The sequence below is a fragment of the Mycobacterium sp. 852002-40037_SCH5390672 genome, assembly GCF_001665875.1.
Lineage (GTDB): Bacteria > Actinomycetota > Actinomycetes > Mycobacteriales > Mycobacteriaceae > Mycobacterium.
In genome coordinates, this window is the sequence record NZ_LZTA01000011.1 from 1 (window position 1) to 26,819 (window position 26,819).

Here is a 26,819-nt window from a genome sequence, read left to right on the forward strand (position 1 = left end):
TCGCGGCGCCCGCGGGGTGCCCGCCCTGCCGCCCAGCGCACCGTTCGATTCCAGCACCAGGCTGTGGGTGGACGGCCTTCTGGCGGGGTTGTTCTCGCGCATCGACGGACCCCAGCCGGTGGCGTTGCCGGAGGCGGCCCAACCGGCTCCGCTGCCGGCCGTCCACCAACCGCCCGCCGGGCCTGCCGGTGCCAAACCCGCGGCCGAGCGCGCTCCCGTCGTGGTGCTGTGGGCATCGCAGACCGGGAACGCGGAGGAACTCGCCGCCGACATCGCCGCACGACTGGGCGCCGCCGAACTGCCGGTTGCCCTGCACAGTATGGACGACTTCGCGCCCGCCGAGTTGGCGACGACGCGGGAACTGTTGCTCGTCACCAGCACCACCGGTGACGGCGAGGCACCCGACAACGGCGCCGGCCTCTGGCGGGCGCTGACGTCCGAGGGCGCACCACGATTCACCGACACCCGCTACGCCGTGCTCGCCCTGGGCGACTCCAACTACGACGACTTCTGCGGCCATGGCCGCAATCTCGACGCCCGCCTCGCCGAGCTGGGAGCGACCCGCATCACCGACCGGGTGGACTGCGAACCAGACTATGACGACACCGCGGCGAAGTGGGTGGGCGACGTCCTCGAAGCCCTGACCCGGACGCCCTCGCCCGTCGGCGGGGACGGAGCTGCGACGGCGCCGGCCCGCACTTCCGCGGTTGTGACGCCGTCCCGACCCGGTGCGCCCGCAACAAGCACCTACAGCAAGAAGCATCCGCTGATCACCGGCATGGTGCGCAACACCGTGTTGAGTCAGCCGCAATCGACAAAAGACGTGCGGCACTTGGTGTTCGATATGCCGGAAGAATCCGTGACCTACGAGGCCGGTGACGCGCTTGGGGTGTGGCCGCGCAACAGCGACGAGTTGGTCGACGAATGGCTGTCGGTCACCGGACTGGACGGGCAAACCCCGGTGGAGGTCGGCGAGCACGGTCTGATGTCGTTGCGCTCCGCGCTCACCGAGCGCATCGAGATCGCCCACATCAGCCGGGACCTGGTGCGGTTCGTGCAGGAGCGCACCGGTGATTCGACACTCGCGGACCTGCTGAAGCCGGAAAACAAGCGGGCACTTGCGGATTGGACGTGGGGGCGCCAGTCCATCGACCTGCTGTCGAAGCTGCCGGTCTCCGCGTCGGCCCACGAGTGGCTGCGGGTCCTCAAACGCCTTCAGCCGCGGCTGTACTCGATCTCGTCGAGCCCCAAAGCGTGTCCGGGGGAAGTTCACCTGACGGTCTCCCCGGTGCGCTTCAACTTCCAGGGCGTGCCGCGCCGCGGGGTGTGTTCGACCTACCTGGCCGACCGCTCCCCCGGCGATCGAGTCGCTGTCTATCTGCAGCAGTCGAGCAATTTCCGGCCTCCGAGTGAATCGGACACTCCGATGATCATGATCGGTCCCGGCACCGGAATCGCGCCCTTCCGCGGTTTCCTGCAGGAACGCCGCGCGCTCGGCCACACCGGACCCAACTGGCTGTTCTTCGGGGAGCAGCACGCCGCCACCGACTTCTACTACCGCGACGAACTCGAGCAGATGCGTGACGACGGGTTCCTCACCGAGTTGGACCTGGCCTTCTCCCGGGACCAGCAGCAGAAGGTCTACGTGCAGCACCTGATGCGCAACCGTGGGGCGCAGCTGTGGAGCTGGCTGCAGGACGGCGCCCAGCTGTACGTCTGCGGCACCGCCGACCCCATGGCCAAGGACGTCGACCGGGCGCTCTGCGAGATCGCGGCCGAATTCGGCAAGCTCGACCCGGACGCGGCGAAGGACTACGTCCAATCGTTGAGCGCCGACAAGCGCTACCACCGCGACGTCTACTAGCGCCGATCGGCCGCGGCCGAACCCGTAACACAGCGGAAACATCGCACACCCGCCACCGAAACTTCTGCGTCGCACGATGCACTCACAAGGTCGCGCACCTGAAGGAGTGACGTCATCGTGGCTCGGGATTGTGATGGACCCGATCGGGACATCAAGAACGGCTGCCCGCTGCAATGCCGGCTGCGGTACGGCGGCACGGCCGAGGAGCTGGTCAGCGACCAGGTCGATTGGGCGGGGCTGCCGGTCAACCTCGACTTCGCGTTCTCTCGGGATCAACGCGACAAGGTCTACGCGCAGCATCTGCTGCGCAGGCGCGGTACCCAGTTCGGGCCGTGGCGGCACGGCGCCCACGTATGCGTGTGCGAGATCGCCGACGAACACGACGGCGCGGGAACGCTGCAGATCACCTGAACCTGCACCACAGAGGCGAGCAGTCGGCGACGCTGGACGCAGCAAAGCGTCGAATATTCTTAAACCACTTGAACGCTCACGGCCCCCGCGGCGCCCGCTTGGTGCCGCTACAAGCCGGCCTGCGAGTAAATCTGGTGCGATGCAAGGGTTTCCTTCAGCCTGACCGTAATCGCGCTACCCCGGATAAGATTTGAAGGTTCTGGATACACTCTGCCGGTGACAGATAGACCGTCGTCATACCTGGTGTTGGCGTCGCAGCGCAGCGGCAGCACGCTGCTGGTCGAGTCGTTACGGGCCACCGGCGTGGCCGGCGAGCCGCAGGAGTTCTTCCAGTACCTGCCGTCCACCAGCCAGTCCCCCCAGCCGCGGGAGTGGTTCGCCGGTGTCGAGGACGAGTCGATCCTGAGCCTGCTTGATCCGCTGGACGCCGGGACGCCGGACCTGGCGCCGCCCGAGATCTGGCGTGCCTATATCCGCACGGTCGGACGGACACCGAACGGGGTGTGGGGCGGCAAGCTGATGTGGAACCAGACGCCGCTGCTGCTGGACCGCGCGAAGAACCTGCCGGACCGCAGCGGAGAGGGTCTGCTGGCGGCGATCACCGATGTGGTGGGCGAGCAGCCGCTGCTGATCCACGTCTACCGGCCCGATGTGATTTCGCAGGCGGTGTCGTTCTGGCGTGCGGTGCAGACGCGGGTCTGGCGCGGCAGGCCCGACCCCGCCCGGGACGCGCGCGCCACCTATCACGCGGGAGCGATCGCCCACGTCGTCACCATGCTGCGCGCGCAAGAGGAGGGCTGGCGAAACTGGTTCGCCGAAGAAGGCGTCAGGCCCATGGACATTTCGTATCCGGTGTTGTGGCGCAACCTGACTCAGGTGGTGGGATCCATCCTCGAGGCATTGGGGCTGGACCCGCAGCTGGCGCCCAAGCCGGTGCTGGAGCGCCAAGCCGACCAGCGCTCCGACGAATGGGTGGACCGCTACCGTGCCGATGCCGAGAAACACGGCCTGCCAACCTGATCGACCAGCAGGGCTAAATTCAGCCCGAGCCAATCACTTGGATGTGGCGGCCGGGGACGCCACCATTCGAAGTCAGGATGCGGTTGAAAGACGCCGCCATAGGCGCTTGAGGAGCGGTCATCGTGGGTGAAGGCGTGCCAACTGATGGAAAGGAACCCGACGCTCCGCGGGCGCAGGATTGGGGGGCCCGGCTCGGTTCGGTCTCGGTGGACTGGTGGGCGACCTCGGTGGCGGGTGTGATCGTCGGTCTGGCTGTGGCCAACGTGCTTCCGAAGATTCCCTGGTGACCGGCGTGAGCACAGTCCGGGTGGAACCCGACGAAGCGCCGACCGAAGCCACCTTCACCAGCAGCCGTCCACTGGACTATGTGCCGGGGATTTTGCTCCTGATCATCGTGGGGGTGTTGGGCAAGTACGCGCAGATCTGGTGGAACGCACTGGCCAAGCACCAGCACTGGACCGTGCCCGACATCGAATACGTGTTGTGGGCGATCGTGATCGGGTTGCTCATCACCAACACCATCGGCCTGCACCCGATATTTCGCCCTGGCGTGCTGACCTACGAATTCTGGCTCAAGGCCGGAATCGTGGCGCTCGGTTCGCGATTCGTGCTGGGCGACATCGCCAAACTCGGCGGGATCAGCCTGGTGCAGATCTTGGTGGACATGACCATCGCCGGAACGATCATCATCGTCGTGGCCCGCGCATTCGGGCTGTCGGGCAAGCTCGGTTCGCTGTTGGCGATAGGCACATCCATCTGCGGGGTATCGGCTATCGTCGCGGCCAAGGGCGCGATCCGGGCCCGCAATTCCGATGTCAGTTACGCGATCGCGGCGATCCTGGCGCTGGGTGCGGTTTCACTGTTCGTGTTGCCGCCGCTGGGGCACGCGATCGGTCTCACCAATCACGAATTCGGTTTGTGGGCGGGACTTTCCGTGGACAACACCGCCGAGACCACCGCCACGGGGTATCTGTACTCCGACCATGCCGGCAAGATCGCGGTGCTGGTGAAATCGACTCGTAACGCGCTGATCGGATTCGTTGTGCTGGGCTTCGCGCTGTTTTGGGCCGGTCGAGGGGAAGCCGACGAGATCGCGCGGGGCGCCAACGCCAAGGCCGCGTTCATCTGGAACAAGTTCCCGAAATTCGTGCTCGGCTTCCTGGTGGTCTCCGCGATCGCCACCGCGGGCTGGCTGACCAAGGCCCAAACCGCCAACCTTGCCAACGTCTCGAAATGGGCGTTCCTGCTGACCTTTGCCGGTGTGGGACTCAACACCGACATCCGGCAGATCGCGCGCGCAGGGTGGCGTCCGCTGGTCGTCGCGGTCATCGGGCTGACCGTCGTCACCACCGTCTCCCTCGGCATCGTGCTGCTGACGACACGCGTATTCGGTTGGGGCGCAGGCACCTAGGGGCTCGGCGCGCCAACCCAGTTGCCTTCGGCATCGAGTATCCTGCCCAGCTCGAGTGGCTCGTTATCCGGCCAGCGCAAACGAGAACACGTTGGCATTCCCGTCAGCCTCCCCTCAGGCGGACACCCGAAAATGTCCACCATCCGCGCCGCGTCGTCCTCGACCAACGCATGCTCGCGGGCCGCGCCCGCAATGCTCAGCCGCACCGCAACGTCTCCCGGGCTCGCCGGCGTCGCGATGTTGCCGGCGCCGGAGTCCAACTTGGTCGGTGCCCTCGGTACAGCGACCGCTCCAGCGTGACGTCGGCGATCATCTGATCCGGCCGCGCCCACCGCAGCGGGCCGGCGCCGAATCGAGGCACTAGGGCCTGGCCAGGAGGTCTAATGCCGGGCTGAGCTAAACGACCGACCACGTCCGATGCCCTATAGTGGTGACATGCAACACGCCGCACAGCTGCGCCTTGTCCCGTCGCGCTGCCCCGTCGCGGACTTTTGTTGTTGTTGTTGATTTCCTCAAGCCCTGCGCTGCTGTAGAAATCCGCGCTCGCCCATGTCAGGGCGGTATCGATGGGTTCTGCCCGGCGGCGACGAAGACGCTGACTCGCGGAAAGCCTTTCAAGAAGACCAACAACCCATGACCATATTGTCCGAGACCAACCGCATCCAGCTGGTACTCAGCGCCGACGACGGTCACGAACTGGTGGACGTCGACGATTTCGCCGTCGGCGAGGCGACCGAACCCGGCACGGACTTCTGCATACGTCAGGCGCCCGGCACTTCGGGAATAACGCGTACCGCGAAAACGGTTAGCGATCTGCATGGACGCGTGCTCGCCGGGGTGGCGCTGGATGAAGCGTCGCAACGCTTTACCCCGGTAACGCTAGCCATCCCCACCGAGATGAACATAGAGTTCGATATTAGCTGGCAGGCGGATGAGGCCTGGTCCTACGTCGCTGGAGACAAAAGATAGATGAGCATCGCGAAGAACGTCACGGAATTGATCGGTAACACCCCGCTGGTCCGGCTGAACCGGGTCACCGAAGGTGCGGTCGCCGACGTCGTCGCCAAGCTGGAGTTCTTCAACCCGGGAAACAGTGTCAAGGACCGCATCGGGGTCGCGATGATCGACGCGGCGGAGCAGGCGGGCCTGATCAAGCCGGACACGATCATTCTCGAGCCGACGAGCGGGAACACCGGCATCGCCCTGGCCCTGGTGGCAGCGGCCCGCGGTTACCGCTGCGTGCTGACCATGCCGGAGACCATGAGCGTCGAGCGACGAATGTTGTTGCGCGCCTTGGGAGCCGAGATCGTTTTGACGCCGGGCTCCGAGGGCATGCCCGGCGCCATCGCCAAGGCCGAGGAACTGGCCAAGAGCGACCAACGGTATTTCGTGCCACAGCAATTCGAGAACAAGGCCAACCCCGCAATCCACCGCAAGACCACGGCGGAGGAAGTGTGGCGCGACACCGAGGGCAAAGTCGACATCTTCGTCGCCGGAGTGGGCACCGGCGGCACCATCACCGGTGTGGCTCAGGTGATCAAGGAACGCAAGCCCTCAGCACAATTCATCGCCGTAGAGCCGGCCGGCTCGCCGGTGCTGTCCGGCGGCCAGAAGGGGCCGCACCCCATCCAGGGCCTCGGCGCCGGGTTCGTCCCGCCGGTGCTGGCGATGGATCTGGTCGACGAGGTCATCGCCGTCGGCAACGAGGAGTCCATCACCTTGGCACGGCGGCTGGCCGCGGAAGAGGGACTGCTGGTCGGCATCTCCTCGGGGGCGGCGGTGGTCGCCGCCCTGCAGGTGGCCCGCCGGCCCGAGAACGCCGGAAAGCTCGTCGTCGTGGTGCTGCCCGACTTCGGCGAGCGGTATCTCAGCACACCGTTGTTTGCTGACCTGGCCGATTAGCCATGCTCGAAGCCATCCGTCGTGACATACGAGCGGCCAGGGAGCGCGATCCGGCCGTCCCGACGACGCTGCAGGTGATCTTTGCCTACCCGGGCGTCCACGCCATCTGGGGTCACCGCGTCAACCACTGGCTGTGGAACCGCGGCGCACGCCTGACCGCGCGTATCACCGCCGAAATCACCCGGATACTGACCGGCGTCGAAATTCACCCCGCTGCCGTCCTGGGTCCCGGTCTTTTCATCGACCACGCGACCGGCGTGGTGATCGGTGAAACCGCCGAGGTCGGCGAGGACGTGACCATCTACCACGGTGTCACCCTCGGCGGCAGCGGCAGGGACACCGGCAAACGCCATCCCACCATCGGTGATCGGGTGACCATCGGCGCGGGCGCGAAGGTCTTGGGCGCGATCAAAATCGGCGACGACAGCCGTATCGGCGCCAACGCCGTGGTGGTCAAGGAAGTTCCGTCGAGCTCGGTGGTCATCGGGGTGCCCGGACAGGTCATCAGCCGCAGCCGTCCCGGCAGTCCGGACGACTCGATGATGCCCGACCTCGTCGGCGTCAGCCTGCAATCGCTGCTGACCCGCGTGACCAAACTCGAAGCCCGGGCGGACGGCTCCCAGACCAATCACGTCATCAGGCCCCCGGAAGCCGGTGTCTGGCACGGCGAGGACTTCTCCATCTGAAAGACCCTGGCGTCCAGCTGAAGACGCGCTGAACACCGGTATTCGCCCACGCTGCACCGAACCCTCATCGCCGCGCCCCACACAGATGAGCTCGGCGAAGTATTACTCAGGATGAACTTAACCCGGTCGTGGAATGCACTGTCGTCCGCAGCGTTGCACAGTGAGTTATGACCACGATGCGCGATGGTGAACCGACGATGATTCTCCGGGACCGACCATGACCGAGTTGCATCTGGCTGTGAGCCTGGACGGCTACGGCTGGCACCCCCAGGCGTGGCGATACGCCTTCGCGCACAACGCGACCGGCGGCGGACAACTCAGCGGACGCTATTGGGCAGCGCTGGCGGGCACCGCCGAGCGTGGGCTGCTGGATTTCCTGACCATCGACGACACCCTGGGCGCGCAGCCGGGCCGCCGGGCCGAAATCTCGCCGCGGCGCCTGGCGGGACGCGCCGATGCCACGCTGGTGGCCGCCCGGGTTGCGCCGGTCACCCAACACATCGGCCTGATTCCCGTTGCGACCGTCACCCATACCGAGCCGTTTCACGTCTCGAAAGCGATTGCGACGCTTGACCATATTTCGCACGGCCGGGCGGGCTGGCAGGTGCGGGTGAGCCCGACGGCGCACGAAGCGGCACTGTTCGGCCGGCGGACCATACCCGAAGGCGACGACCTGGTCGAGGAGGCCGCCGACGCCGTGGAGGTGGTGCGCCGCCTTTGGGACAGCTGGGAGGACGACGCCGTCATCCGCGATGTCGCGACCGGTCGCTACATCGACCGCGACAAGCTGCACTACATCAACTTCGACGGCGAGCACTTCTCGGTCAAGGGGCCGTCGATCACCCCGCGGCCGCCCCAGGGCCAGCCGGTGGTGGCGGCGCTGGCCCACGCGCCGCGGGTGTACGACTTCGCCGTCGCCAACGCGGACCTGGTCTTCGTCACCCCGCGCGACGAGGGCACGTTGCGTGCCATCCTGGCCGACGTCAGCCACGCCCAGCGCGCCGCGGGCCGGAAAATCCAGGTCTACGCGGACCTGGTGGTGTCACTGGCCGACGATCCATTGGCACCGACGGCGGCCATCTCGAGTGATGCGCACGTATTCGCGGGCAGCACAAGCGATTTGGCGGAGCTTCTGCTCGCCTGGCAGGATGCCGGGGTCGACGGAGTTCGGCTGCGGCCCGCGGTCAACGCCCTCGACCTGCCCACCATCGTCGACGACCTGGTGCCGCGCCTGCAGCGCGCGGGCCGATTCCGCACCGGCTACCGCGACGGCGAGACACTGCGCGAACGCCTCGGACTTGCGGCCGCACCGAACCGCTACGCGACGGCGCAGTCATGAGCGTCACTCCCCTGTCGGTCCTTGATCTCGCCCCCATCAGCGCCGGCAGCGACGCAGCGGCGGCCCTGCGCAATACCATCGATCTGGCCCAGCACGCCGAGCAATGGGGCTACCGGCGCTACTGGCTCGCCGAGCACCACTTCGTCGCGGTCGCCGGCTCATCACCGCTTACCCTGATCGGCCAAATCGCGGCGGCCACAGAGCGAATCCACGTCGGGTCGGCCGCGGTGCAGATCGGCCACACGACGGCACTTGCCGTGGTGGAAAGCTTCGGGATCCTCGACGCGCTCTATCCCGGCCGCATCGACATGGGGCTGGGCCGATCCGGGCAGCGGCGCAAAGAGGCGGCCACGCCGTCTCTGGGCGCATCCGAACGCGCGCCCACGCCATGGCGCGAGGTCGACGGGCTCGTCATCCCCACTCCCTTCGACCAGACACCGCTGATGAAAAGCGAGCGGAGCCGGGCGCAGGCCTCCGTGCTCGCCCAGCCGTGTGCGCAACCCCCGGACTTCGCCGACCAGCTGGCCGACATCGAAGCGATGCTGGACGGCACCTACACCGTCAATGGCCATGAGCTACACGCCGTTCCGGGCGAGCATGCCCAGCTGACACCGTGGATCTTCGGCAGCACCAAGGGGCAAAGCGCCGAGGTGGCCGGTGCCCGTGGACTTCCGTTTGTCGCGAGCTACCACATCACTCCCGGCACGGCACTCGACGCAATCACCGCCTACCGCAACGCGTTCCGCCCGTCTGCCCGGCTATCTGAACCGTACGTGGTGGTGTCGGCCGACGTCGTGGTCGCCGAGGACAGCGCTACCGCGCGACACCTGGCGTCCGGCTACGGCCGCTGGGTGTATTCCATCCGCAGCGGCCACGGCGCCATCCCCTACCCGGATCCCGACTTCTGCGAGCCGTTGACCGAGGGCCAACAGGCGCTGGTGGCCGACCGCACCGCAACACAATTCGTCGGTAACCCCGACGAGGTGGCCGACCGACTCGACCTGTTGCGCCGGGTCACCGGGGCCGATGAACTGGTGATCACCTCCGTGACACACCGACACGTCGACCGGCTGCGTTCGCATGAATTGATCGCCAAACGATGGGGATTGACCGGATGACCGTTCGAGAAGCAGGCCGCCGTAAGCAGATACATCTTGGCGCGCACTTCCCCGGGGTGAACAACACCACGGTGTGGTCCGATCCGAGTGCGGGCAGTCAAATCGAGTTCGAATCCTTTGTGCACCTTGCCAAGACCGCCGAGCGGGGACTGTTCGACTTCTTCTTTCTGGCCGAAGGCCTGCGGCTGCGTGAGCATCGCGGCAGGATCCACGACCTCGACGTCGTCGGCCGGCCAGACACCTTCACCGTGCTGGCCGCACTCGCCGCGGTCACCGACAAGCTCGGCCTCGCCGGAACCATCAACACCACGTTCAACGAACCCTACGAGGTGGCAAGGCAATTCGCGACGCTGGACCACCTGTCTGACGGGCGTTCGGCCTGGAACATGGTCACCTCCTCCGACGCGTTCACCGGGGAGAACTTCCGCCGGGGTGGATTTCTCGCCCACGCCGACCGCTACCACAGGGCCGAGGAATTCATCACCGTGGCACGGCGGTTCTGGGACAGCTGGGCATCCGACGTCGTGGTCGCCGACGTCGACGCCGGAATCTATGCCGATCCGGCCCGCATCGGCGTCGTCGAGCACCACGGTCGGCATTTCGGCGTCCGCGGCGTCGCTTCGCTGCCCGCCGGGCCGCAAGGCCACCCGGTGCTGCTGCAGGCCGGTGACTCCGGCGACGGCCGCGATTTCGGCGCCAAGCACGCCGATGCCCTGTTCACGTTGCATGGGTCGCTAGAGGCGGGTCAGCGCTACTACACCGACGTGAAGAACCGCGCCGCAGCCCATGGGCGAGACCCCGACCAGCTCAAGGTCCTGCCCGGCGCGACGTTCGCTCTGGGTGACACCCCCGCCGAGGCGCAGGACAACGCCCGCCACATCCGCGAGCAGCAGGTCAGCGGCCCGACCGCGATCGCGTTCCTCGAGCAGGTGTGGGGTGTGGACCTATCGGACTACGACCCCGACGGGCCCCTGCCCGACGTCGACCCCGTCGAAAATCCGAACATCACCCGAGGACGGGTCCGGCACGGCGACCCCAAAACAGTCGCCGCCACCTGGCGCTCGCGAGCGGAAGCCGAAAACCTGTCCATCCGCGAGCTGATCATCGAAGTGACCAGCCGCCAACAGTTCGTCGGAACTCCGGGACAGGTCGCCGAGGAGATCGATCACTATGTGCAGTCGGACGCCTGCGACGGCTTCATCCTGGTGCCGCACCTGACGCCGCACGGCCTCGACGAGTTCGTCGACAAGGTGGTGCCGCTGCTGCAGGAGCGCGGCAGCTTTCGTACCGAATACCGCGGTCAGACGCTGCGCGAGCATTTGGGGTTGCTACCCACGCCGGGGCGGACGGGACACCGAGCCGGGGTCGATAGCCTCGAAAGCCGCCGCGCAACAGGCTGATTCGTCGATGACGGCTAGCGTCCGCCCAGCGACGCGTTCCTTGGCGGCGCGCTCAGGGGCGTCGTCGTATCCACGAAGAGCCATGGTGCGGCGTAGCGACTCTAGAATCACCGCGGCACAACCGCGCTGGCCGGGATGCATCCGCCGCGCCGGACGGGCTCCATCGCCCACATCGTCGAGGGATCCACTACCTGGAGGTCGCGTCCGTGATCGAGACGCTGCACATCTACGGCGGCCAGAGCGCCGGTCACTGAGACTTGAGGGAAGTGCTCCCCCGCCTGGACTCGAACCAGGAACCCTTCGGTTAACAGCCGAATGCTCTGCCAATTGAGCTACAGGGGACTAACCCGATCGCGGGACGACTCTAGCGTACTGGCACGACCGCGCCCAACTAGCGTTGACCACCCCCGGCCACCATCAGAAGGGGATGGACCGCGCGTGCGCCCAGGCCGGTGAGGCAGGATGGAGCCATCGATAGTCGGGAGGAATGTTTTGATCCGGTATGTCGTGGTGCTTGGGCTGGGTTACGTGCTGGGCTCGAAGGCCGGGCGTCGCCGCTACGAGCAGCTCGTCGGCACTTATCGCGCGCTGACCAGCAGTCCGGTGGCCAAATCGATGATCGAAGGCGGACGGCGCAAGATCGCGAATCGGATCTCCCCCGACGCCGGTTTTGTCACGCTGACGGAGCTTGACGACCAAACCGCCATCATGGAACGCGACGTCGAGGATTCGGCCGACGAGGTGCTGGCCCCGTCTAATCGTCGCCGCTAGCCTGCTCCAACAGGCTGCGCCGGTAGGACTCCATCGCCACCAGGTCGCCGAACAGGGCGTGATACTCGTCGCCCTGCTCGATCGGCGACATGCGCTGCAGCTTCGACTTCACTTCGGCGATCTGCCGGCCCATCCACACCTCTTGCAGCCGGGCCAGCACACCGCCGATGTAGCGCGGCAGTTTCTCCTCATCGACCTGTATGGCCTCCACGCCCAGCTCGCTGGCCAGGCCGGCGGTCAGGGGCGAAGCGGCCTGATCACGCACCGCCTCGATCCATTGCGCGCCGGTGACCCCGCTCGACGTGCCGCCCGCGGTCTCGATGGCCGCGCGAATGGCCGCGTATCCGGGATGGGTGAAGCTTTCGACGGTCAACGTGTCGAACACCGGCCCGGCGAACGCCGGGTACTGCAGGGCCGCCTTGAGCGCCTCACGTTGTGGCCACAGGGTGGGGTCACGTGGGTCCGGACGACTGCCGGCGGGCTGGAGCGCGGTCGGGGCCGGCTGCGCCCCGCGGCGAGGGGCCTTGGGTCCGGAGCCGCCGCGGGCCTGGGTGGCGGAGGCCTTGGACTGGCTGCGCACCCGGTCGATAACCTGCGCGACGTCGTCCCAGCCGACCCACCCGGCCAGCTGGCGGGCATACTCGTCGCGCAGCGTGGGGTCCTTGATCTGGGCCACCATGGGTACGCAGCGGCGCAGCGCGGCTACCCGGCCCTCGGCGCTGTCCAGATCTATCTCGGCGAGCGCCGAACGTATCGCGAACTCGAACAGCGGTGTTCGCCGCGCCACCAGATCACGCAGCGCCCCGTCGCCGGACTTCAGCCGCAGATCACAGGGATCCATGCCGTCCGGCGCGACGGCCACAAAGGACTGCCCGGCCAGGTTCTGCTCACCACCGAAGGCCTTGAGCGCGGCGGCCCGCCCGGCCGCGTCGCCGTCGAAAACGTAGATCAGTTCGCCCCGAAAGAAACTGTCGTCCATCATCAGCCGGCGCAGCATCGACAGATGCTCGTCACCGAACGCGGTGCCGCACGACGCCACCGCGGTGGTGACCCCGCTCAAATGCATCGCCATCACGTCGGTGTAGCCCTCGACGACGACGGCCTGATGGCCCTTGGCAATGTCGCGTTTGGCCAAGTCGATGCCGAACATCACGTTCGACTTCTTGTACAGCACCGTCTCCGGCGTGTTGATGTACTTGGCTTCCATCGGATCGTCGTCGAATAGCCGCCGGGCACCGAAACCGATCACCTCGTTGGACGAACTACGGATGGGCCACAACAACCGACGATGGAAGCGGTCCATCGGTCCGCGGCGTCCCTGCCGCGACAGGCCGGCCGCTTCCAGCTCTTTGAACTCGAAACCCTTGCGCACCAAGTGCTTTGTCAGAGTATCCCACCCCGACGGCGCGAAGCCGCAACCGAAGTGACGGGCCGCCTCTGCGTCGAAGTTCCGCTCGGTCAGGTACTGGCGGGCCGGTGCGGCCTCGGCGGATTCCAGCGCCGCCGCATAGAACTCCGCCGCGGCCGCGTTGGCCGCGACGAGCCGGCTGCGACTGCCGCGGTCGCGCTGCACGCTGGTCGCCGGGCCGGAATAGGTGATGGTGTGGCCGATCCGATCGGCGAGCAGTTCGACCGCCTCGACAAAGCTGACGTGTTCGATCTTCTGGATGAACGCGTACACGTCGCCGCCCTCGCCACAGCCGAAGCAGTGAAAGTGGCCGTGGTTGGGGCGGACGTGAAACGACGGCGACTTCTCGTCGTGGAACGGACACAGGCCCTTGAGCGAATCGGCGCCGGCACGCCGCAATTGGACGTAATCGCCGATGACTTCGTCGATACGCACCCGCTCGCGGATCGCCGCGATGTCGCGATCGGGAATCCGGCCGCGACCCCGGGCGCGGCCATCGCCCTCCGCGCGTGAACCTACCGGGCTGGACATCGGCTCAGTCTAAGGCGCGACGGCGCAGGCTAGCCGGTACCGATGACACCGCAGGCGACCCGGTCCATCGCGTTCTCGGTGTCCTGGGCGCCGTGCAGCATCAGCGCAGTCTTGTTACCCGCCAGCAGATCGTCCCGGTTGAACGAATCGGTGGTGGTGACCAGGTATGCCGAGCCATCCTGACGGACCTCGAGCGACGACAAGTCGCCACTTTCCGGCTTACCGGTATGCCCGGGGGCTTGGTAATGACCACCGGCGGACAAGAAGTTTCCGGCTGCACCGCCGGTGGGAGCCACCGAGTTCGGCTCGCACTTGCCGATCTCGTGAACGTGCAGGCCATGGATGCCGGGCGTCAGGATGCCGGGTGCCACTGTCTTCACGGTGACGGTCACATAGCCGCCGGTGAAGTCGAATGTCGCGGTGGCCGCCGAGCGGCCATCGGGCGTCTTCAGTTCGGCGCTGAGCGAGCCTCCGGCGGGAGCCGGGGTCGTCGTCTCACCGGACGACGTCGGAGCGGCACTCTTCACCGGAGGGGTGGTGCCCGGCTGGGTGCTCGCGTGCTGCGGAGAACTGCAGGCAGTCATGGCGACGACGGGAAGCCCCACCAAGAGGGAGGCCACAAAGGGCGTGCCGGTGAATTTCGTCATGTCGGGCAGCCTAACTCGCGACGGCCACGCCGATCCCCGGACCGGACGACTTTACTGCCGACCAACGACTACGGACCGGCCTGGCGGGTGTCGATCCGTTCGAGCCGGCCCTCGGTGTACGAGGCGATCTGATCGACGATGACCCGCCACCGGGCGCCGTCGTCGGCCGCGGTGTTGAAGGCCGCAGCAAAGACCGGGTCGAGGGTCCGGGGCGCGCCCGCAAACAGCCAGTGCGCCACCCGGTGGATGCGTTCACGCTGCCCGGCTTGGGTTTCCTGGTGACGCGGATCGGACATGATGAACTGCAACGCCAGGATTTTCAGCAAGGCCACCTCGGCGCGCACCAGGTCGGGGACCTGCAGCTCGGCCCGGTAGCGCACCAGTGGGCCGGGGCCGGCCGCCGCACGGGTGGTGGCAATGGCCGCCGACGCGAACCTGCCCACCAATTCACTGGTCAACCGCTTGAGCGCGACCGCAGCCGCGAGCGTGGCGTCGTACTTGCCGACGGCGGCGACCACCGGCAGCGCGGAGAGCCGCCGGGCGGCCGCCATGAAGTCGTCGGCGCGCACCCGGGAAAATTCGGTCTCGCCCAGCTTGGCCAGGGCGGCCGCCTCGTCGTCGTCGGCCAGCACGCGCAGGTCGATGCGCTGCGACACCACACCGTCCTCAACGTCGTGCACCGAATACGCCACGTCGTCGGCCCAGTCCATGACCTGCGCTTCCAGGCACATCCGGCCCTCCGGTGCGCCGGCCCGAACCCAGGCGGCCGGCTCGCGGTCGTCGTCGTAAAACCCGAACTTGCTTGTCCTGTTTTCAAGCCCTTCGCCACGGGGCCACGGGTACTTGGTCACCGCGTCCAGCGACGCCCGAGTCAAGTTCAGCCCCGCGCTATTGCCTTGTTCATCAAGGACTTTGGGCTCAAGACTGGTCAGGATCCGAAAGTTCTGGGCATTGCCCTCGAAGCCGCCATAGTCCGTCGCGACCTCATCGAGCGCACGTTCGCCGTTGTGGCCGTAGGGCGGGTGGCCGATGTCATGGGCCAGTCCCCCCAACTCGACCAGGTCGAGGTCGCAGCCCAGCCCGATCGCCATTCCCCGCCCGATCTGGGCGACCTCGAGCGAATGCGTCAGCCTGGTGCGCGGTGTGTCGCCTTCTCGGGGTCCGACGACCTGGGTTTTGTCGGCCAATCGGCGCAGCGCGGCGCTGTGCAGAACCCGCGCCCGATCCCGGGCGAAGTCGCTGCGGTGCTGACCCTCGGTACCCGGCAGACCCGCAGTCTTCGGCGCTTCGGTCACCCGTCGCTGACGGTCGAAGTCGTCGTAGGGGTCGCGCTGAATCCTGGTCACCGACGCACAGTCTGCCAGGGAATGCCTGCCGAAGTCTGGCTCGACTCAGGCCTACTGGCGTGTGTCGCCGCGGGCCTGTGCCTAACCGCCCCCTCCTCATCAGGCCTACTGGCCTGCATCGTCGCGGGGCTAGATTGGCCCTATGCGTTGCACCGCTCGCCTGATCGCCGTGATCACGACGGTCCTCACGGTCGGCTTCAGCGGCTGCCTGCTCCTGGCGCCGCCCGCCGGCGCGCAACCACCACTGCGCGTGGCCGATTACATCACTGACAACGCGGGGGCCCTGTCGGATTCCGGTCGCACCGCAGTCACCGGCGCTCTCAGCAAGCTGTACACCGACCGCCACATCCGGCTTTGGGTGGTCTACGTCGACAATTTCTCCGGGCAGAGCGCGGCCGGGTGGGCACAACGCACCGTCAGCAACAGCGACCTGGGCGGCTATGACGCGCTGCTGGCCGTCGGCACCGGCAGCCGTGAATACGCCTTCCTGGTGCCGTCGACGATCAAGAGCGTCAATGCAAATCAGGTCGACAAGTTGCGGCGCAACAAGATCGAGCCCGCCCTGCACGACGGTGATTGGAGTGGCGCCGCGGTGGCGGCGGCCACTGGACTCGATACCTCGCCCGATTCGTCGGGCCGGGTAGCACTGCTGGCCGTGCTGGCGGGCATTCTCATCGCGTTGGCAGTCCTGTTGCTGGTCATGCGTTATCGTGGCCGGCGCCGCCGGGCCGCAGCGTTGGCGGCGGCACGCCGGGTCGACCCCACCGACACCGAGGCGCTGGCCGCGGTGGCGCCGCAGGCACTCGACGACCTGTCCCGTGAACTGGTGGTGGACGTCGACAATGCGCTGCGCACCAGCGCCAACGAATTGGACCTGGCCGTCACAGAATTCGGCGAAGACCGGACCCGGCCATTCACCCAGGCCGTGACCAACGCCAAAGCGGCACTGTCCCAGGCGTTCACGATTCGGCAGCAACTTGACGACGACACACCCGAGACGCCGGCGCAGCGGCGTGAGTTGCTTACCCAGGTGATCGTCTCGGCAGCGCGCGCCGACCGCGAACTGGAGTCACAAACCGAGGCATTCGAGAAGTTGCGCGATTTGGTGATCAACGCCCCCACCCGGCTGGACTCACTGACGCAGCAGTATGTGGAACTCACCGCCCGCATCGCGCCGGCCGAACAAGGACTTGCCGGACTACACAACGACTTCAGCGCTGTCGCACTGACTTCGGTGTCGGGCAATGTCACGGCGGCCAAGGAGCGGCTGGCGTTCGCCGACCGCAATATCGGCAATGCCCGTGAGCTCGCCTCCCGCGCCGTCAGTGGACGGCAAGCCGGTTTGGTCGATGCCGTCCGCGCCGCCGAGTCAGCGCTGGGCCAAGCGCGGGCGTTGCTCGACGCGGTGGACAACGCGGCCAACGACATTCAGCACGCCGTCGACCGGCTGCCGTCGACCATGACCGATATCCAGCACGACATCAAGCGCGCAGACGAACTGCTACAGAAGACACCGAACGCCAAAACCGCGCACACCAGTGATCTGGTTGCGGCACGCGATGCTGCCATCAGGGCCGTCGAGAGCGCACGGGCCGGTGCTTCCGACGATCCGCTGGGCGCTTTCGGCCAGCTGACCAAGGCCGACGCCGGCCTCAACGGGCTACTGGCCACGCTGGCCCAGGAGCAGGCCGCCGCCGAGCGACTGAACCGGTCATTGGAGCAGGCGTTGTTCACCGCGCAGTCGCGGGTACGTGCGGTGTCGGACTACGTCGACACGCGTCGCGGCAGCATCGGTCCCGAAGCGCGCACCCGGCTGGCCGAAGCCAAACGGCATCTGCAGGCCGCGGAGGACAAACGGTCGACCCAGCCCACCGAGGCCATCGCCCACGCCAATGCGGCGTCGACGCTGGCCGCCACGGCGCAGTCACTGGCCAATGACGACGCGCAAACGGCGCAGCGCGCCTATTTGGGCCGCGGCGGCGGTGACATGGGTGCGATGCTCGGCGGGATCATCATCGGCAACGTGCTCAGCGGAGGCATGCGGGGCGGATTCGGCGGCTGGAGCCCGACGTCGTTCGGCGGCAGCCCGAGTTCGTCCGGCGGCGGTTTCATGGGTGGCGGCGGCCGCTTCTGAGCAGCGCCTAACGCCGGTGACTGCAGCGGCTTTGGGTTTTCCCCGTCTCAACCAGCTGCGGGGGAATGCGGTATCACGCCTGGGGTGCGCGGCACGGTATCGCCTTCCCACCCGCTCCACACGCCGTCTGCAACCGCTGTCGGGCGGGGCATGTCGGCCGTCTCTGCGGGGGCTTCGGCGCTGACGTCAGGTTTCGGCGCCCAATGGTCATAGTCATCTGGCGGGACGACCACGCCCCACTTGAGTGGAACCGACAGGCCACCGAGCACGCCGGACTCACCTCGAACTGCCGACACCGTGTCATCCGGCAACGGCGAACCGAGAGGCAATAGCACCCCTGCCCCCTTCCACAGCCGATTAGAGCGTTCGGGCGCTGTGGCGAATCTATTTACACCAACCGGTTCACATAGTAAGACAAACCGAAGAAAATGTGCGGGAATTGCCAATTTCTTCTGTTGAGCCACATGGTCGACCCCACGTGACCCACGGCCGGGTCCGCGATCACAGCCCCTCGCCACCCGCGTAGACAACACCACGCGATTCATGCGCGACTCGAGGCTTCATGCGACGGATCGGCGACTGCACATTCGTTGCGGTGCAACACTTTAGGGCTGCCGGCAAGGGCTGAATCCGATGGGCGGGACGGGTTTCGGGCCGGTCGCGGTAATCGATTCTTATCCGGTTCGTCTGGTCACCAAGTGGACAGGTCACGGGTTTTCACTAGACCAATCAGATGAATCCGCATCGCGGATACGGCGTTCGTTGCCACGCATGTGGGCATAACCAAAAGTATTGAATTCTCGTCGCTTTGCACACTATTCACGTCTGCAACAGCAGCACCGGCGCACTATCCGCGTCGGTTGCGCGGAACCACCTTGGGACGAGACCTGACCACCTGCGCCCTGGTCCCGCGGTCCTCGCCCTCGGGGCTCTTGTCACCCACCGGCATCGCCGCCATCGGTACGCCATTGCCCGAACCGGTAGCTCCGACCGTCGCCGCCGTGGCCGGCGCCCCGGAGCCCACACCCGACATGGCCGGAGTCGCGATGTACGCCGGCATCGACCCTTGCCACGCCGCGGGCACCGACATCGACCCGACGAACCGCGCGCTGCCCAGACCCGCCGTCGCAACGCCCAAGGCGCCCAACCCTCCACCGGCCAGTGGCTGCAAGTCCGATAAAGCGCTACCCGCGCTATGTGGCGCATTGACGGGCGCGCTGGACGCACTGACCAACGCCGGTGCCAATGAGGGCGCCGACGCGGGTGCCGCCGTCGGACCGGCATTTTGGGCGAGCGTCACCATGGGCGTCATCATCGCGGTCGCCGGGTACATTCCGGCCTGGGCCACCGTCGTCAATGTCGCTACCGGCGTTGAAGAAAGCAACGACGTCAGCGACGAGACGGCCGGCGAGAGCGCCGAGAACACCGACTGCAGCTCCGAGGCGAACGCGGTCCCCAGTGAGGACAAGCCCTGGAAGAACTGCGACGCAAAGCTCAGGGGCGCCGTCACCAACCCGGCCAGACCCGCCAGACCCGCGGACGGTGCGCTACCCCCGAGGCCTGCGGGCGGCACGCTGAAGGCCGGCAGGGCCTGCGCCATCGTTTGAGCCCCGGCGTGATAGCCCAACATCGCGGCCACGTCCTGCGCCCACATCTCGACGTACTCGAGCTCCGTCTGCGCGATCGCCGCCGTGTTCTGGCCCAAAAAGTTCGTCGCAATCAAGACGAGCAGCCGGGCCCGATTCGCCAGCACCTCCGGCAGGGGCACTGTCGCCACCAGAGCCCCCTCGAAAGCCAGCGCCGCCATCCGGGCCTGCAGAGCCGCCACCTCTGCTTGCGCCGCCGCGATGATCAGCCATTGCACATAGGGCGCAGCGGCCGCGGTCATGGACATCGACGACGGTCCCATCCAGGCGCCACCGGCCAAATCCGAAACCACGGTGTGAAATGACGACGCCGAGGACGACAGATCAACCGCCAGCCCGTCCCACGCCGAGGCCGCCTCGAACAAAGGTCCGGCCCCCGGGCCGCCAACTATCAAGGCCGAGTTGATCTCAGGAGGGAAGAACACAAACGCGGGAATCATCTGCAACCCCAACCGGCCGAGTCAACGGCTCCTGCCCCGGGAGGCCCGAAAACCACCCGCGGCCATTAGCTATCTACTTATGCCCCAGTGGGGATCCTAAGGCACCCCCGCCGCGAAAAGCCGGACTTTTAAACAAACCTTATTTCGCCAATCGAGTGTCAGTGATGGCGCAGCACCACCCGCGCGCGTCGATCAGACGTGCGCCGCCGCAACGGGACAGACAATCTACAAGACGGTCCCCGGAGTAGGCGATTAACAACCCTTGAGGCGCGCCGCCAGATAATCAGACACCGCATTCATCGGCACCCGTTCCTGGGACATGTCGTCGCGCCTGCGCACCGTCACGGCGTTGTCCTCGAGTGAGTCGAAATCCACCGTCACGCAGAACGGCGTGCCGATCTCGTCCTGGCGCCGATATCGTCGCCCGATGGCACCGGCGTCGTCGAAATCGATATTCCAAAATTTGCGCAACTCGGCGGCCAAGTCTCGCGCCTTGGGACTCAAGTCGGCGTGGCGGGACAGCGGAAGCACCGCGGCCTTGACCGGAGACAGGCGCGGATCCAGACGCAGCACCGTGCGTTTCTCCATCTTGCCCTTGGCGTTCGGGGCTTCGTCCTCCACGTAGGCGTCGATCAGGAACGCCATGAACGACCGCGTCAGACCGGCGGCCGGCTCGATGACATACGGCGTGTACCGGGTGTCGGTGACCTGGTCGTAGAACGACAGGTCGACGCCGGAATGCTTGGCATGCGTCGACAAGTCGAAATCGGTGCGGTTGGCGACACCTTCCAACTCACCCCACGGATTACCGGCGAAACCGAACTTGTACTCGATGTCGACGGTGCGATCCGAGTAGTGCGACAGCTTGTCGGCCGGATGTTCAAATAATCGCAAGTTCTCCGGGTCGATGCCCAGCTCGACATACCATTGCAGCCGGGTGTCGATCCAGTACTGATGCCATTCCTTCGCGGTCGAGGGCTCGACGAAGAACTCCATTTCCATTTGTTCGAACTCGCGGGTCCGGAAAATGAAGTTGCCCGGGGTGATCTCGTTGCGAAAACTCTTGCCAATCTGACCGATACCGAAAGGCGGCTTCTTGCGGGCAGTCGTCACCACGTTGGCAAAGTTGACGAAGATGCCCTGCGCGGTCTCCGGACGCAAATAGTGCAGGCCCTCCTCGGTCTCGATCGGACCGAGGTAGGTCTTGAGCATCATGTTGAATTCGCGGGGCTCGGTCCACTGGCCCGGCTCGCCGGTTTCCGGGTCGCGGATGTCGGCCAGGCCGTTGGGCGGCGGGTGTCCGTGTTTGGCTTCGTAGGCTTCGATGAGATGGTCGGCGCGATAGCGCTTGTGGGTGATCAACGATTCGACCAGGGGGTCGTGGAAAACCTCGACGTGGCCGGAGGCCACCCACACCTGCCGCGGCAAGATGATCGACGAATCCAGGCCCACGACGTCGTCGCGACCGCTGACCACCGAGCGCCACCACTGCCGTTTGATGTTCTCCTTGAACTCCACACCCAGCGGGCCGTAATCCCACGCCGACCGGGTGCCGCCGTAGATCTCCCCCGAGGGAAAGACGAAGCCGCGCCGTTTGGCCAGGTTCACTACGGTGTCGATGACGGACGCCACGGGGTGGTGCACTCCCTTTCCGGGTTTGAGCGGGCACGCGCGGCGGTCAACCGCCGTGCGCCGAGCATCAGTCATGGTAGCGATGGCGCCGCGGTCTTTGACATGCGTCATCATGCATGTGACAGTGGGAGGCAGCCGATAACGATATTCAACGGCGGATACTTTCCCACTACCTGGCAATTTCTCGAGGTGATGACGCTTCCATGATGACGTCCCCGTCAGCTTCTCCCTCGATGCCTGCGGCCGCCGATGGCAACTCGGACCTGGACATGGCCGCCCACGACCACGACGCGCTGGGCGCCGGTGGGCACTCCGCAGGGGCGGCCTACCCCGTGCCGCCGCCGCGGGACATCCTCGATGCCGCCGGTGAGTTGTTGCGCGCGCTGGCCGCGCCCGTGCGCATCGCCATCGTGCTGCAATTGCGCGAGTCCCATCGCTGCGTGCACGAACTGGTGGACGCGCTCGGCGTGCCCCAGCCGCTGGTCAGCCAGCATCTGAAAATTCTCAAGGCGGCCGGGGTGGTCACCGGGGAGCGATCCGGGCGCGAAGTGCTCTACCGGCTCGCCGATCATCACCTCGCGCACATCGTGGTGGACGCCGTCGCCCACGCCAGTGAGGAGCCGCACCAATGACCGGAACCAGCGTCCGCTCCACCCGGCAGCGTGCGGCGATCTCCACCTTGCTGGAAACGCTCGACGAGTTCCGTTCGGCCCAAGAGCTGCATGACGAGTTGCGCCGCCGCGGCGAGAACATCGGCCTGACGACCGTCTACCGGACGCTGCAGTCGATGGCGGCGGCGGGGATGGTCGACACGCTGCGCACCGACACCGGTGAATCGGTCTACCGCAGGTGTTCGGAGCACCACCACCACCATCTGGTCTGCCGCAGCTGTGGCGCCACGATCGAGGTGGGCGATCACGAGGTCGAGGAGTGGGCGACGGAAGTGGCTGCCAAACATGGCTTTTCCGACGTCAGCCACACCATCGAAATCTTCGGCACCTGTTCGGATTGCGGGGGCCGCTAGCCGGTTACGCGGTCAGCGCCCTGCGTATCTGGGCGCCGGTGTCGAGCACCAGCAGGATCAAGGTTCTCAGCGCATCATCGGTCAGCCCGCCGCCGGGGAAGTTGTAGCGCAGCATCACGTCGGCGGTTTTCGACGCGCTTTTACCCGAATTGCGTTGCACGGCTTTCTCATTGATTTTCTCGATCACAGTCACACTTCCGAAATTGCTGTCGCGGGCCTGCTTGGCCACTTGCTCGCTGATCTTTTTGGTCAGCGGCAGGTCCCACGCCAATATCTGAGTGAGCGACACCAAATCGAGGCCCTCGGCGATGGTCACCACCCGCAGCGAGGCGATGGTGCCGTCGTGGCGCACCGTCACCGCACCGTCGGCCTCCTCCTCGAGCGGCAGGACGTCGCCGAGTATCGACGCCAGGCGCTCCTGCAGTGACGGCACTATGCGCTCCCGAATCTGCGATTGCGGGAGGCGTATTCCTCACAGGCCGCCCATAAATCGCGGCGGTCATAGTCGGGCCACAACTTGTCCTGGAAGATGTATTCGGCGTACGCCGCCTGCCACAACATGAAATTGCTGGACCGCTGTTCCCCCGACGTCCGCAAGAACAGATCCACGTCGGGGATGTCGGGCCGTTGCAGGTGATGCGCCACCGTCGACTCGGTAATGCGCTCCGGGTTCAGCCGCCCGGCGGCGGCCAGGCGCGCGATTTCCTTTGTGGCCTCGGCGATTTCGGCGCGACCGCCGTAGTTGACGCAGTAGTTGACGGTGATGACGTCGTTGTCCTTCGTCATGTCCTCCGCGATCGCCAGTTCGTTGATCACGCTGCGCCACAGGCGTGGCCGCGAACCCACCCACCGGATCTTGACCCCGATCGTCTTCAGGTTCACCCGGCGCATACGCACCACGTCGCGATTGAACCCCATCAGGAAGCGGACCTCCTCGGGGGAACGCTTCCAGTTTTCGGTGGAGAAGGCGTAGAGGCTGAGCCATTTGATACCGAGTTCGATTGCACCACAGACGATGTCGATGACCACCGCCTCGCCCGCCTGGTGGCCCTCGGTGCGGTTCAATCCCTGTTGGGTGGCCCAGCGGCCGTTGCCGTCCATCACGATGGCCACATGATTGGGCAACCGATCGGCCTCGATTTTGGGCGCGGCCGCCTTGGAGATGTGCTGTGGTGGCCGGCACGGCCCGCCGTCGGCGGACGGCGGCAGCTCCGGAAAGGCGACCGGCCAAGTCGACTTGTCGGGAAACACCGGATAATCATCGGGCGCGGGCGGCAGCTGCGGGAAATCGACTGACACCGTTGCGCGCTCAGCCTTTCGGGCAGAGCCGCCGGCCCAGAGTTTAGCCACAGTCCATATCCTGCCCGATCAGCGCCGCGCGCTGTTCGGCGATGGTGCGGTCGACGTGATACGTCCGTTCCACTAGCGGCAACGTCTTGAGCTGTCGCTCCAAATGCCACTGCAGGTGTGCGGCCACCAGGCCGCTGACATAGTTGCGGTGCGATTGCGGCGTCTTTTCGGCGAAGTCCCAATCGCCGTCGTGAAGCGCGGACATCAGATCCAGCACCCCCGGCGGCGGCGTCGTCGAACCGGCCGGGCGGCAGTGTGTGCAGACGCTGCCGCCGGCGCCGACATGGAAGGCCCGATGGGGGCCCGGTGTGGCGCAACGGGCGCACTCACCCAGCGCCGGTGCCCATCCGGCGATGCCCATCGCACGCAGCAGGTAGGCGTCCAGCAGTAGGTCTCGGGACCTGCGGCCGTCGGCCACCGCCCGCAACGCGCTCACCGTCAGCCCGTGCAGGGCCGGGGCGGGCGCCCGCTCCTCGCCGGCGAGACGTTCGGCGGTTTCCAGCATGGCGCACCCGCAGGTGTAACGGCCGTAGTCGCTGACGATGTCGGTGGCGAATGCGTCAATCGAGACGACTTGCGTGATGATGTCGAGGTTGCGGCCGGGATGTAGTTGCGCGTCGATATGCGCGAACGGCTCCAGCCGAGCACCGAATTTGCTGCGGGTGCGGCGCACGCCCTTGGCCACCGCGCGGACCAGCCCATGATCACGAGTCAGCAGGGTGACGATCCGGTCGGCTTCGCCGAGCTTGTGCTGGCGCAACACAACAGCTCGGTCTCGGTATAGCCGCATCACAATAGTTTTGCACCCCGCCGCGACATTACGGGTATCCGCGCCGTTAGTCTCGTACCCCGTGATTGGCGCTTCTGGGTCGGGTCCCGGATCCATTTCCGGATCCGGCCATCGGCGCCTGCCCACGCTCACTGACCTGCTCTATCAGCTGGCCAGCCGTTCAGTGACGTCCACCACACTGGTCGGTCGCTCCCTGCACGCCATCCACGCCAGCCAGCCCACGCTGAACGCCTTTCGGGTGGTGCTCACCGAGTCGGCCCTGGCCGACGCGGCGGAGGCCGACCGGCGACGCGCGGCCGGGGACACAGCCCCACTGTTGGGGATTCCGATCGCGGTGAAAGATGACGTCGACGTTGCTGGGATGCCCACCGCCTTCGGGACGGAGGGATCGGTCGCGCCCGCGACGCACGACGCCGAGGTGGTGCGCCGTCTCAAGGCGGCCGGCGCGGTGATCGTCGGCAAGACCAACACCTGCGAACTCGGTCAATGGCCGTTCACCAGCGGGCCCGGTTTCGGGCATACCCGCAACCCCTGGTCAAGAAGGCATACCCCCGGTGGATCGTCCGGCGGCAGCGCCGCGGCGGTGGCGGCCGGGCTGGTCACCGCCGCCATCGGCTCCGATGGCGCCGGCAGCATCCGCATCCCGGCGGCGTGGACGCACCTGGTGGGCATCAAGCCGCAGCGTGGGCGCATCTCTACCTGGCCGTTGCCGGAGGCGTTCAACGGCATCACGGTCAACGGTGTGCTGGCCCGCACCGTGGCCGATGCGGCGCTGGTGCTCGACGCCGCGTCCGGCAATGTCGAGGGCGACCGGCACAAACCGCCTCCCATCACCGCCTCCGACTATGTGGGGAAGGCGCCCGGTCCGCTGAACATCGCCCTCTCCACGCGGTTCCCCTACACCGGCTTCCGGCCCAAGCTGCACCCGGAGCTGCTGGCCGCGACGCGCGCGGTCGGTCAACAACTCGAACTGCTAGGCCACACCGTGGTGCCCGGCAACCCGGACTACGGCATGCGGCTGTCGTGGGACTTTCTCGTCCGGTCCACGGCCGGTCTGCGGGATTGGGAGGAGCGGCTGGGCGACGGCGTGGTGCTGGACCCGCGCACCCTGTCCAACCTGCGCATGGGTGCTGTGCTGGGACAGGCGATCCTGCGCAGCGCACGCCGCCACGAAGCGGACGACCAGCGCCGGGTGGGCTCGATCTTCGACATCGTCGACGTGGTGTTGGCGCCGACCACGGCGCAGCCGCCGCCACTGGCGCGAGCCTTCGACCGGTTGAGTGCCTTCGGCACCGACCGCGCCATGATCGCGGCATGCCCGCTGACGTTCCCGTGGAACGTCCTGGGCTGGCCGTCGATCAACGTTCCGGCGGGCTTCACGTCCGACGGCCTGCCGATCGGTGTGCAGCTGATGGGTCCGCAGAACAGCGAGGGCATGCTGATTTCGCTGGCCGCCGAGCTGGAAGCCGTCAGCGGCTGGGCCAGCCAACAGCCCCAGTCGTGGTGGGACCAGACCACCGACGCTCCTGGCGCGCCCGGGCCCCGAGCCTGACGCTCAGCGGGGGTCCGACCCACCTTCCTGCGGATATTCGGGGCGAATTAGCCACTGACAACACGGGTACCCGTGGGCGATGGACCAATCGACCGCCCCCCTGCTCGACGCGTTGGCCGATTATCGGGAAAAGAAGCGGTACGGATTCACCCCGCCAGGCCACCGGCAGGGCCGCGGCACCGACGATCGCGTCCTGGAAGTTCTGGGCCGCGAGCCGTTCCTGGACGATGTGCTGGCCAGCGGCGGGTTGGACGACCGTAGATCAAGCAACAAATATCTGAAGCGCGCCGAGGACTTGATGGCCGAAGCCGTGGGCGCCAAGGTCGCCTGGTTTTCCACCTGCGGCAGTTCCCTGTCGGTGAGGGCGGCAATGATGGCGGTGGCCGGCGGCGACGGC

The 26,819-nt window shown here is 66.6% G+C and carries 24 protein-coding genes, 1 tRNA gene and 2 pseudogenes; 17 read left to right on the forward strand and 10 right to left on the reverse strand.

The features are described from left to right. The 11 genes from A5782_RS02870 to A5782_RS02920 form a co-directional block, all read left to right on the forward strand. A partial coding sequence (locus A5782_RS02870; protein WP_197694083.1) for a sulfite reductase flavoprotein subunit alpha occupies window positions 1-1,864 on the forward strand: 1,864 nt, incomplete at its 5' end. Window positions 1,865-2,014: 150 nt separating this feature from the next. Then, window positions 2,015-2,275, forward strand: coding sequence for a hypothetical protein (locus A5782_RS02875; RefSeq protein WP_197694086.1), 261 nt, complete (start codon window positions 2,015-2,017; stop codon window positions 2,273-2,275). Between the two features lie 216 nt (window positions 2,276-2,491). After that, window positions 2,492-3,295, forward strand: a complete 804-nt coding sequence (locus A5782_RS02880; RefSeq protein WP_067094869.1) for a Stf0 family sulfotransferase — start codon at window positions 2,492-2,494, stop codon at window positions 3,293-3,295. A 134-nt stretch (window positions 3,296-3,429) separates the two neighbouring features. Next, on the forward strand, window positions 3,430-3,582 hold the full coding sequence (locus tag A5782_RS26400) for a hypothetical protein (protein ID WP_197694084.1): 153 nt from the start codon (window positions 3,430-3,432) through the stop codon (window positions 3,580-3,582). Continuing rightward, window positions 3,576-4,706: a YeiH family protein gene (locus A5782_RS02885; protein ID WP_067094929.1), complete on the forward strand. Its 1,131-nt coding sequence runs from the start codon at window positions 3,576-3,578 to the stop codon at window positions 4,704-4,706. The genes A5782_RS26400 and A5782_RS02885 overlap by 7 nt, the downstream gene beginning before the upstream one ends. Before the next feature lie 633 nt (window positions 4,707-5,339). Beyond that, window positions 5,340-5,675, forward strand: coding sequence for a hypothetical protein (locus A5782_RS02895; protein ID WP_067094874.1), 336 nt, complete (start codon window positions 5,340-5,342; stop codon window positions 5,673-5,675). Then, window positions 5,676-6,608, forward strand: coding sequence for a cysteine synthase A (gene cysK / locus A5782_RS02900; protein ID WP_067094877.1), 933 nt, complete (start codon window positions 5,676-5,678; stop codon window positions 6,606-6,608). Between the two features lie 2 nt (window positions 6,609-6,610). Further along, complete coding sequence (gene cysE / locus A5782_RS02905; RefSeq protein ID WP_067094880.1) at window positions 6,611-7,294, forward strand: serine O-acetyltransferase; 684 nt, start codon at window positions 6,611-6,613, stop codon at window positions 7,292-7,294. A gap of 217 nt (window positions 7,295-7,511) precedes the next feature. Further along, complete coding sequence (locus A5782_RS02910; RefSeq protein WP_067094883.1) at window positions 7,512-8,633, forward strand: LLM class flavin-dependent oxidoreductase; 1,122 nt, start codon at window positions 7,512-7,514, stop codon at window positions 8,631-8,633. After that, window positions 8,630-9,751 (forward strand): LLM class flavin-dependent oxidoreductase, encoded by a 1,122-nt coding sequence (locus A5782_RS02915; RefSeq protein ID WP_067094886.1) that lies wholly within the window; start codon window positions 8,630-8,632, stop codon window positions 9,749-9,751. The genes A5782_RS02910 and A5782_RS02915 overlap by 4 nt, the downstream gene beginning before the upstream one ends. Beyond that, window positions 9,748-11,151, forward strand: coding sequence for an NtaA/DmoA family FMN-dependent monooxygenase (locus tag A5782_RS02920; RefSeq protein ID WP_067094889.1), 1,404 nt, complete (start codon window positions 9,748-9,750; stop codon window positions 11,149-11,151). The genes A5782_RS02915 and A5782_RS02920 overlap by 4 nt, the downstream gene beginning before the upstream one ends. A 269-nt stretch (window positions 11,152-11,420) precedes the next feature. Here A5782_RS02920 and A5782_RS02925 read toward each other — a convergent pair. After that, window positions 11,421-11,493, reverse strand: a tRNA-Asn gene (locus A5782_RS02925). 150 nt (window positions 11,494-11,643) lie between these two features. Between A5782_RS02925 and A5782_RS02930 the strand changes: the two genes are divergently transcribed. Continuing rightward, window positions 11,644-11,922, forward strand: coding sequence for a hypothetical protein (locus A5782_RS02930; protein WP_067094892.1), 279 nt, complete (start codon window positions 11,644-11,646; stop codon window positions 11,920-11,922). Here A5782_RS02930 and dnaG read toward each other — a convergent pair. The 3 genes from dnaG to A5782_RS02945 form a co-directional block, all read right to left on the reverse strand. Continuing rightward, the gene (dnaG, locus tag A5782_RS02935; RefSeq protein ID WP_067094895.1) at window positions 11,906-13,861 is read right to left on the reverse strand and encodes a DNA primase; all 1,956 of its coding nucleotides are present in this window, start codon (window positions 13,859-13,861) and stop codon (window positions 11,906-11,908) included. The genes A5782_RS02930 and dnaG overlap by 17 nt on opposite strands. Before the next feature lie 29 nt (window positions 13,862-13,890). Further along, window positions 13,891-14,508 (reverse strand): superoxide dismutase family protein, encoded by a 618-nt coding sequence (locus A5782_RS02940; RefSeq protein ID WP_067094897.1) that lies wholly within the window; start codon window positions 14,506-14,508, stop codon window positions 13,891-13,893. Between the two features lie 68 nt (window positions 14,509-14,576). Beyond that, window positions 14,577-15,854, reverse strand: coding sequence for a deoxyguanosinetriphosphate triphosphohydrolase (locus A5782_RS02945; protein WP_067094900.1), 1,278 nt, complete (start codon window positions 15,852-15,854; stop codon window positions 14,577-14,579). Window positions 15,855-15,996: 142 nt separating this feature from the next. On the opposite strand from A5782_RS02945, the gene A5782_RS02950 reads away from it, so the two are divergent. After that, window positions 15,997-17,988 (forward strand): TPM domain-containing protein, encoded by a 1,992-nt coding sequence (locus A5782_RS02950; protein ID WP_067094903.1) that lies wholly within the window; start codon window positions 15,997-15,999, stop codon window positions 17,986-17,988. A gap of 184 nt (window positions 17,989-18,172) precedes the next feature. On the opposite strand, the pseudogene A5782_RS27160 reads toward A5782_RS02950, so the two are convergent. From A5782_RS27160 to A5782_RS02960, 3 genes and pseudogenes are all read right to left on the reverse strand, one after another. Continuing rightward, window positions 18,173-18,323: pseudogene (locus tag A5782_RS27160) on the reverse strand (hypothetical protein); the annotation flags it as partial. Window positions 18,324-18,835: 512 nt separating this feature from the next. Next, window positions 18,836-20,074, reverse strand: a complete 1,239-nt coding sequence (locus A5782_RS02955) for a PPE family protein (protein WP_067094906.1) — start codon at window positions 20,072-20,074, stop codon at window positions 18,836-18,838. Window positions 20,075-20,326: 252 nt separating this feature from the next. Next, window positions 20,327-21,718 (reverse strand): glycine--tRNA ligase, encoded by a 1,392-nt coding sequence (locus A5782_RS02960; protein ID WP_067094933.1) that lies wholly within the window; start codon window positions 21,716-21,718, stop codon window positions 20,327-20,329. Window positions 21,719-21,975: 257 nt separating this feature from the next. On the opposite strand from A5782_RS02960, the gene A5782_RS02965 reads away from it, so the two are divergent. Further along, window positions 21,976-22,338 carry a helix-turn-helix transcriptional regulator gene (locus A5782_RS02965; protein WP_231986581.1) on the forward strand — a complete coding sequence of 121 codons (363 nt, stop codon included), beginning with the start codon at window positions 21,976-21,978 and terminating at the stop codon, window positions 22,336-22,338. Next, window positions 22,335-22,730, forward strand: coding sequence for a Fur family transcriptional regulator (locus tag A5782_RS02970; RefSeq protein WP_067094912.1), 396 nt, complete (start codon window positions 22,335-22,337; stop codon window positions 22,728-22,730). The genes A5782_RS02965 and A5782_RS02970 overlap by 4 nt, the downstream gene beginning before the upstream one ends. A gap of 4 nt (window positions 22,731-22,734) precedes the next feature. Here A5782_RS02970 and A5782_RS02975 read toward each other — a convergent pair whose 3' ends face one another. The 3 genes from A5782_RS02975 to recO are packed head-to-tail and all read right to left on the reverse strand — an operon-like array spanning window position 22,735 to window position 24,870. After that, window positions 22,735-23,163 carry a hypothetical protein gene (locus tag A5782_RS02975; protein ID WP_067094914.1) on the reverse strand — a complete coding sequence of 143 codons (429 nt, stop codon included), beginning with the start codon at window positions 23,161-23,163 and terminating at the stop codon, window positions 22,735-22,737. Continuing rightward, complete coding sequence (locus A5782_RS02980) at window positions 23,163-24,080, reverse strand: decaprenyl diphosphate synthase (RefSeq protein ID WP_082942755.1); 918 nt, start codon at window positions 24,078-24,080, stop codon at window positions 23,163-23,165. The genes A5782_RS02975 and A5782_RS02980 overlap by 1 nt, the downstream gene beginning before the upstream one ends. Continuing rightward, window positions 24,073-24,870 carry a DNA repair protein RecO gene (gene recO / locus A5782_RS02985; RefSeq protein WP_067094921.1) on the reverse strand — a complete coding sequence of 266 codons (798 nt, stop codon included), beginning with the start codon at window positions 24,868-24,870 and terminating at the stop codon, window positions 24,073-24,075. Before recO ends, A5782_RS02980 begins: the two co-directional genes overlap by 8 nt. Window positions 24,871-24,931: 61 nt before the next feature. Between recO and A5782_RS02990 the strand changes: the two genes are divergently transcribed. Beyond that, complete coding sequence (locus tag A5782_RS02990; protein ID WP_067094923.1) at window positions 24,932-26,422, forward strand: amidase; 1,491 nt, start codon at window positions 24,932-24,934, stop codon at window positions 26,420-26,422. A 79-nt stretch (window positions 26,423-26,501) separates the two neighbouring features. Further along, window positions 26,502-26,819, forward strand: a pseudogene (locus A5782_RS02995) (ornithine decarboxylase); the annotation flags it as partial.